We start from the raw sequence: 368 nt of genomic DNA on the forward strand, positions 1-368 counted from the left end.
ACGGCGCTGTAGAAGAACGAGCAGAAGGCGACGTCGCGCAGCGCCGGACGCTCCAGGATCAGCCGCAGCGGCGCCAGGACGTCGCGCCTGCGCCCGCGTGCCGGCCGGTCCTGCAGCCCGGCGGCGTCCAGCCCATTCCGCACCGGCTGGCTCAGCGCCGCCATGCCGACGCAGAGGGCTGACACCATCATCAGCGCCGCCTGCCATCCCCAGCCCGCGACGACCGGCGGGACTAGGATCCCCGCCATCGCCCCTCCCAGCGGCACCCCCGTCTGCTTGAGCGAGAAGGTGAGGCCCATGCGGTGCGGCGGGGTGGTCCGCGCCAGCAGATGCGAGCTGGAGGGCGTGATCGGACCATAGCCGAGGCC

Annotated in this window: 1 protein-coding gene; it reads right to left on the minus strand. The window is 73.4% G+C overall.

Annotation, left to right across the window (positions count from 1 at the left end; genetic code table 11):
* Positions 1-368: MFS transporter (locus Q0938_RS19250; protein WP_299365737.1), on the minus strand; the 368-nt coding region annotated here is incomplete at both ends.

The organism is uncultured Paracoccus sp., from assembly GCF_947496875.1.
In the GTDB taxonomy this organism is placed as follows: domain Bacteria; phylum Pseudomonadota; class Alphaproteobacteria; order Rhodobacterales; family Rhodobacteraceae; genus Paracoccus.